This window comes from Paenacidovorax caeni (assembly GCF_001298675.1).
GTDB lineage: Bacteria > Pseudomonadota > Gammaproteobacteria > Burkholderiales > Burkholderiaceae_C > Paenacidovorax > Paenacidovorax caeni.
The window spans coordinates 1-6,771 of sequence record NZ_CYIG01000079.1 but is presented as its reverse complement, the minus strand read 5'-3'; the positions used below and the strand labels follow the sequence as shown (position 1 = coordinate 6,771).

The 6,771-nt window shown below is 56.1% G+C and carries 6 protein-coding genes; all 6 read right to left on the bottom strand.

Annotated elements, in window-relative coordinates; genetic code table 11:
* Nucleotides 1-582: 582 nt before the first annotated feature.
* The 6 genes from BN2503_RS19760 to BN2503_RS18280 all read right to left on the bottom strand — a co-directional run bounded on the left by BN2503_RS19760 (nt 583) and on the right by BN2503_RS18280 (nt 6,260).
* On the bottom strand, nt 583-1,080 hold the full coding sequence (locus BN2503_RS19760; RefSeq protein ID WP_175537984.1) for a GIY-YIG nuclease family protein: 498 nt from the start codon (nt 1,078-1,080) through the stop codon (nt 583-585).
* Between the two features lie 50 nt (nt 1,081-1,130).
* Nucleotides 1,131-2,132 (bottom strand): hypothetical protein, encoded by a 1,002-nt coding sequence (locus BN2503_RS20325; protein WP_139235578.1) that lies wholly within the window; start codon nt 2,130-2,132, stop codon nt 1,131-1,133.
* Nucleotides 2,133-2,174: 42 nt separating this feature from the next.
* A complete protein-coding gene (locus BN2503_RS18295) occupies nt 2,175-3,002 on the bottom strand; it encodes a helix-turn-helix transcriptional regulator (protein WP_233495129.1) in 828 nt (275 codons plus the stop codon).
* Between the two features lie 151 nt (nt 3,003-3,153).
* Nucleotides 3,154-4,662: a DUF2779 domain-containing protein gene (locus BN2503_RS18290; RefSeq protein WP_054258039.1), complete on the bottom strand. Its 1,509-nt coding sequence runs from the start codon at nt 4,660-4,662 to the stop codon at nt 3,154-3,156.
* Nucleotides 4,663-4,692: 30 nt separating this feature from the next.
* Nucleotides 4,693-5,469, bottom strand: a complete 777-nt coding sequence (locus BN2503_RS18285) for a PP2C family protein-serine/threonine phosphatase (RefSeq protein ID WP_054258038.1) — start codon at nt 5,467-5,469, stop codon at nt 4,693-4,695.
* A gap of 287 nt (nt 5,470-5,756) precedes the next feature.
* Nucleotides 5,757-6,260, bottom strand: coding sequence for a DnaA ATPase domain-containing protein (locus tag BN2503_RS18280; protein ID WP_074930484.1), 504 nt, complete (start codon nt 6,258-6,260; stop codon nt 5,757-5,759).
* Nucleotides 6,261-6,771: the final 511 nt, after the last annotated feature.

Genomic DNA, 6,771 nt, shown 5'->3' with positions numbered 1-6,771 from the left:
CACGACCTGGTTCATCTCTTCAAGGAAGACCTCTTTGCGGGTTTTCTTGGGCAGGGGGTCAAGGCCAAGCGTGATCTGATCCATGTCCGTGATCGTCGGTCCTCATCAGGCTCTGCGCCAGTCGGAATGACCAGGGGTTTTGCAGACCTTCCCTAGGGCAGAGGAAGATGCTCGTGGGCAAGGGGAGTATTTCAGCAGCCTGCTAGCAGGCTGCTGAAATACTGCTGGAGAACTCAAAAAATGACGACTTTGAGGGTGCCTCCCCCCTCACCGGGTTCGAAATAATCGCTTGTAGGCCGTTTTACGCGGTCGATGTTCTTGGCTGTCGATGGTCAAGCCAGTATTTCAGCAGCCTGCTAGGCGAGCCGTACAGCCTAGATGCGCTGTGCGAGCGCTACCAAATTGAGGCCCCAGAGATTGCAGATTCATATACGGTGCGAAGCGCAAAAATTATCGGATTACTCTATTTTTCCGCGATGCAAGCGCAAAGTGACCCATGCAAATGAAAGCAAATATACTTTTTTCATAATATTTTTACCAACCGCACTTCGAAATAAAAAATCAATCACCAAAACCAAAAATCTATCCAATTCTTTTATTGAAAATTGGCAGCCTTCCATTTTTCAACTTGCACTCCGTTTGAAGATAAACCTCAACCAAGGGTACGAGATCCGGGTTTGATATCTCAATAATACCCAATCGAATTTTTCCACTTCTTACTTGACCAATATAACCCTCATCAGACGCCCCCTTGATTAGCTTTCCATCCGGAAACTCAAACCACCCGTCCTCAAGCCTCTTTGGCGTTCCAACATGATCCCAAACCCTGTTGTGCAAATTGTATTTTGCAGCTTTGCCAATATACAAAACCTCGCCACTTTGCGAATAAAAAAAGTAAACCCCACTCTTTGATCCAACCCCATCCCCAGAAATTAATATCCCCTCGTTACCCGAAACACTCCAATCCCCTATAAATGGTCGCCCCTCACCAAAGGAATAATTAACATCAACCCCCAAAAAAACCTCAGGCAACTTGCGCATCAATTCCCGAACAGCATCAAAAACTTTTCCAGCAGCCATTTGAAACCTCTAAATTTGAAATTTATTCCCAACCGCAATGATCAAGTACATCAGACAGTTACACGAAATGAAACCAAATTGATCATATCATAATTAGCTTGCACATCAACCAAACCATCACTCTGCAAAAACACGTAACTTTTCCGCAGCGTCGCAAGCGCAACATCTTTTTCTGCGCCTGCACAGTGAGGGTGAACAATCTCTAAACCCAGTTGCTGACTGGTGGCAAAAACCTTGTCTTGCCAATAAGCTTGCCACTTCCCGCGCTCCTCTAATTTTTCGATTTGCAGCATGAAACTGAGTTGGTGCTTGTCGTCGATACGCAGAAAAAAAATCCCGCCATCAACCACCTGGTGCCCCATATCGAAAAATTCGTGACTTGTACGGGCGATGAGATCTACGAAACGCCCACGGCGGCCATTGCCAAAGCGCAAATACAAATCATGGCAATAACCGACCCACTGCGCCCATTTCCACTCAGCTGGCGGCATGCGAAGGAAACCATGCGCTTCGCTCTCCAATTGCAGTAGGTATTTCTTAAAATCAGAATACGTATCGCTTTCCACCTCTGCCCGCACACCAACGGGACTGGAGAACAAACGAAGCAAATCCCGACGATCAATCAGTGGGAATCCTTGATCTGCCAGACTTCGAATGTCATCTATCCCATCTCGGCAATCATAAGAAAATTTACAAACCCGACTGGATGAAATATTGTAATCGCCTGAAATTTTAGAAAGATTTTTCTGAATTTCGTCGAGCGCATGTTCATGCAGATTTCCACCATTAATCGCCAGCGCGATGTTGTCATTCAATATAAACCACAAACTATACTCACTATTCAGCACATACGTAACATCAGCCACTGTATCAATTTTCAAATCCATTTGAAAATTATTTCTGGAGCACACCAACGCCAGAAATGATTTTGCGGCCGCGTACAAATTGGGTTTAATACTTTTATTCGACTCAATCGCCCATTTCAAAAACCAACGCAAAAAATTTTCCTCTGGAAAACAAGAATATTCAGACGCAAAAAAATTTGGGACCATACCTATTTCCTATTCAGAGTGAGTTTTTCAAGAATGCTTTTCTTACGATTCAACAGCCGTTTTTCGGATATTTCTGACAGCCTCCCCGAATCCCCTGAGCCACCATTCCAGCATGGCACTATCCACCACCGTGGCCGATATCTGCATCCATTCACCGTTCAGCACCTGCACGTCTTGATCGCGTGATAACGGGGTTTCTGTCAGGTGGAAGCCTGCCTCAGTTTCAATTTCGAACGTGAGGCGCACTTTCTCGCCATATCCAAAACCAAATCGCCCATCGGCGTCATATTGGGCGAGGTCAAATTCCTTTGGTCGCTCAAAACTCAAGGTGGAGGCCTGCGCCTTGCGGATGCGGTGCAGGGCCAGGCTGCGTTCGTTGTCAAAGTCTTCAAAACGGCACACCAGGTACAGGCGCGGGCCTTGCTGGGCCAGCCCCAGGGGCATGACCTTGGCTTGCTGGCGCTTGCCAGCGGCGTTCTGGTAGTCCAGCTCCAGCCAGCGGTTGGCGTACAGCGCCTCGCTCACCTCTTCCAGCACGCCGGGGGCGATGGTGGGCGGCAGCAGTGGCTGACTGGTGGCAACCACCCGCACCTTGTGTTGCCATTCACGTTCCAGGGAGGTGGACTGGGGGTTGTCCGGGTAGCCGTCGAGGTTGCGCCGCGCCTGGTCAAAAAAGCCCGACATGGACTGCATGAGGCGCGGGGGCAGCAGGTTGCGCAAGTGTTCTTGCGCCAGTTGCAGCAACAAAGATTCTTGGGGTGTGAGGTGCGACACCGCCATGCCACGCGACGCTTCCTGCCACCGAAAGCCGTAGGGTTTGCTGCGGTCGTCACGCTCTATGTCGAAATGCTCGCTGAAGGTTTCAAGCATGCGCTGGATGGTTCGCAGATCCCGATCCATGCCAGCGTTTTGGAGCTGTTCTTGTAGCTCCCTCGCAGTGATTTTGTTTTTGCGGGGGATGCGGCGTAATAGCTCTAGCGCCAGCAGCAGAGTTTCCAGGGTGTCTGGGCGTTTCGCCATGTCATGGGGCTTTCTTCGTCAAGGTGTTGGCGGTGAAGGCCGCCCACAGGCGCACCATGGCCCAGGTGTCGAGATGGCAATAGGCCAGCAACTGGTCTTGCAACTCGACTTTGCGCTCGGCGGTGGTGGTGGGGGCAATAGCCTCCAGGTAGGCCTGCTGCGCCATGCCGCCGTCTTGCACGCCGTCCAGGTCGCTGTAGCGCAGGTCTGGGCACAGGGCAGGCAGCACGGCCTTGATGCTCCAGCTGCCCTGCTGGCTGGGGTGGTAGTAGTGCTGGCGCGCGATGGGCAGCAGATCCACCACACGCTCGTTCAGTGCCAGCAGGTGCGGGGCCAGGTCGGCAAAGCGCTCAGCCAGTTCACGGATGCGAGTGGTCTCAAACGCGGCGTTGTACACAAACACGGGGCCTTGGGTTCCGCAGGCCGCAACAAGATCCTGGGCAAACGCGCGGCAAGGGTTGTGGCCCGACAGATCGAGAAACGCGGTGTGGGTGGCGTGTCCCTCGGGGTCCAGATGGTGCACGCTGAACTGGAAAGGGATTTGCTGATAGGGCCGCGTGCCAGCCCAGATGGGCACAGCGAACTGAATGGTTTCAAAGTCGATGAAGTACGCGGGCAACGGGTGGCCCGACAGCGCCTGCGCCGCGCCCGCTTGGTCAAAGAAAGCCTGGCCCGACAGCGTGGCGTGCTTGACGCGCAGTTGCAGCGGGTTGAGCAGGTCATCGGGCAGGTCACGCAGTTCCGCCACGCCGTGCGCCTGCACATGGTCTTGCACCGCCTGGCCGGGGCGCGGCAGCCAGTGGATGGGGTGCTCGGCCTGTGGTTCCAGGCTGGCGCAGTGGTTGTAAAAGCCGCACTCAAAGGGGTGAAAGCACTGAGCACCGGTGGCCAAGGTCGGTGCACTTGCGCGCTGCACCACGGCCTGGGCTTGTTCCACCCAACCTTTCACCTCATCGGCGCGGGCAAAGGCTTCTTCGCTCAGGTCGCTTTCACGCAGCAAGCCCTGGTAGTCGCCCTGGCCAGGGTAAGTCCAGCCACTGTCGATGTGCGCCACCGCAATCGCGGTAAGTGCGAGCCCGGCCTCTCGCGCCACGCAGGCCTGGATGGCGGCGTCATCGCGGTGGTAATCCTTGACGCTGGTGGACGATTTGACTTCCACCATGCGCCAGCCAAGCTGATCGCCTTCATCGCTGGGCAGCAGCACATCGGCAAAGGCCAGCGCACCGCCCGCACGAAAACCTGCCTCAAAAATAGGGTGGCGGCTGTGGGTCAGCAGGTCCTGGGTGCGGGCAAAGGCGGCGTCAAAGCCTTCGACCTGTGGATCGATCAGCTCTCCCAGGCTTTGCGGGTCATACAGCTGGCGGGCAATGTCACCTACTTGGTGACCCGTGGCAAAGCTGGCAACTGCAGGGCCAGAGTCCGCGCGCAGTTCGGGCTGGCGCACCTCCAGCCAAAGGCGTTTGGGGCACTGGCGAAATGCCAGAAGTTTGGATTTGGAGAGGGGGCGCATAGACAAGCAGAGAGGTATGGCGCGAGCCGCTCAGCAGGCCACCGCTTTGCTGGCGATGAAGATCAGAGAAAAGTTGTCCGGCGCCCCGGCCCTGATCACCGCTTTGCGCAGTATCTGGGCTTGCGCCAGCGCAGAGGTGCCCGGCACGATCAGTTGCTGCAGCGATGCACTGTCCAAGGTGTCGTGCACCCCGTCGGTACACAGCAGCAAGGCATCACCCGACAAAAAGGGGGCAACGCAGTGGTGGATGTCAAAGTCAGCATCCTCGCTGTCCGCCGCCAGGCAAGAGTCCAGCGTGTTGTAGACGTTGGCGTATTCCTCGCCTTCTTCAGCCTCGCCACGCGCAATCATGCCGTTGAGGACGGTGTGATCGCGTGAAAGTTGCTGCCACTCGCCCTGTACGGAAAGGCGGTACACCCGGCTGTCACCCACGTTCATGACCGAACATTGCTCACCCTGGATTTGTACCGCCGCCAGCGTGGTGGCCGATCCGATGGTTTCGCCATAGGCTAGCCGATCACACAGGCGGCCGTGAATGCGCCGCACCAGGCCTTTATCAAACGTTACGCCGCCTGGTATGGCTGCGGCCAATTCTTCCAACACCGCACGGCTGGCACGCTCTGCGTGGGGGGTACCACCTAAACCATCGGCCACGGCCAGTGAAACTACGTCGGCCTGCGTTTGCAGGCCAGCGGGATGCAGGTTGCGTGACTGAATGACTTCCACACTGTTCCAAAGCGCGTCCTGCTGCACGGGGAAGCGCCAGTCTGTGCCTTGGTGCTGGGTGTAGGCAATGTCCAAAATCATCGCAGTCCTTTCCGTGGTGGCGACCGAAAACAGCCCGAGGGCCGCTTGTCGCCATTATTGCGATGGGTGCGACAAAATATGTCGCACAAGGGCAGCAACTGGCCGCTCGCGCGAAGGTTTATCACTGCCTACAACAGGCTTCTTTTGATGGCCAGTACCTCTAACGATGTGCACTCGGTCTCCGATTTTGAGCCCATGGCGCGCGAATCTGCCTCAGCGTTAGAAATCAAGACGGGCTCATAGACTGCGCGCCCCTGCCCACCCCCTCCAACTGAAGGGCCAAGCCGTCAATGCAGGCGCACAGCGGTTTGCTGGGCCAGCAGATCGCACAGCAGCTGCGGGTTGTGGGGCGATACGGGGTACAGGGTGGCAGTTAATAAGGTGCGCAAGCCTTGCTCTTGGCGCTCACGCAACAGCTCTGCAAAGGCCTGCTGTGCTTGGGGCATACCCCACAGGCGGTCGGCATCGTCCAGTGCCAAGAAGTCGTGGCTGGCAAAGCGCTGCAATACGGAAGCGATGTCTGCAAAATGCAATCCTGCGGCCACTTCCTGGGCCCATTGGGTGGAGGACAGGCAGGCAATGCTGTCAATCCAAAAGTTGCGCCTTGCGTGTTGAGCCAGTGCATGCAGCAGGTGCGTTTTTCCGCTACCTGGTGAACCGGCCAGCACCAGAGTGACGGGTGTCGGGCGCTCTTGCTCGACAAAGCGGATACCTAGCGCACGCGCATGTTGACTGTTGGGGCGAGGCGCGAAGCTGGCCAGGGTCCAATGACGGCGGGGGTGGTAAAGCATGTTGCGCTCCTCTTGCTGGAGACCGCAGCTTACGGTTGAGCTACGACGAACTGCGTCGCATGGGCTGAGGAAGATGCTCGTGGGCAAGGGGAGTATTTCAGCAGCCTGCTAGGGCTCAGAGCCTGTTCACGATCTTTTCATAGTGCCCGTTGCCCCGCAAAGGTGGCAGGTGCAAGGCGCAAAGCGCAGCCGGGCTGGTGGCCCGGCGAGCATTGGCAACGCCGCAGATGCCACCTTTGCGGGGCAACCCTTCGGGCAAGGCGGCAAAAAGCCGCACTCGTCGTTGCGCACCTTACCCAGGCCGCCAGCATGGCCTGCGGCGCGCGCCTAGATTGCGGCTTTAGGCTGCCTTGCGGGCACTAGGGAAGGTCTGCAAAACCCCTGGTCATTCCGACTGGCGCAGAGCCTGATGAGGACCGACGATCACGGACATGGATCAGATCACGCTTGGCCTTGACCCCCTGCCCAAGAAAACCCGCAAAGAGGTCTTCCTTGAAGAGATGAACCAGGT